The 382-nt window shown below is 77.0% G+C and carries 1 protein-coding gene and 1 pseudogene; both read right to left on the bottom strand.

What is annotated here, in order from left to right; all coding sequences use genetic code 11:
• Nucleotides 1-219, bottom strand: a 219-nt coding sequence (locus PUR71_RS05170) for a hypothetical protein (RefSeq protein WP_329925125.1), incomplete at its 3' end; no start/stop codon positions are given.
• Nucleotides 186-382: pseudogene (locus PUR71_RS05165) on the bottom strand (hypothetical protein); the annotation flags it as partial. The gene PUR71_RS05170 and the pseudogene PUR71_RS05165, both read right to left, overlap by 34 nt.

The raw sequence follows: 382 nt of genomic DNA, 5'->3' as shown, positions 1-382 counted from the left end.
GTGCGACACCACCACGGTGGCGGCGAGCAGCAGGCGCAGCGCCCCGAAGGCGTTCGCCCGGCCGGTGGCCAGGCCGGCGAAGGTTCCGCGCCGGAAACGGTCTCCGATGGCTCCCCCTCGTGCGCGGATGCGGGTGCGGCGCCCGGAGCCGTGCTCCGGGCGCCGCAGGACGGGCGGGTCGGCCGTTACGCGACGGGCGCGGCGGTCTGGGCGTTCCACAGCTCGCGGACGGCCTCGCGCAGGGTGCGGCGGGGGGTCCAGCCGAGGCTGTCGCGGGCGACGGTGACGTCGAGCTGCTGCCACTCGGTCTCCGGGCCGGTGCCCTCGGGGGCCGGGACCTCGGTGATCTCGGTGGGCACGCCGCTCTCCTCGATCAGGAGCT

Origin of the sequence: Streptomyces sp. SP17BM10 (assembly GCF_036322405.1) — a bacterium.
Taxonomy (GTDB): Bacteria; Actinomycetota; Actinomycetes; order Streptomycetales; family Streptomycetaceae; genus Kitasatospora.
This window is presented reverse-complemented; position numbering and strand designations above follow the sequence as displayed.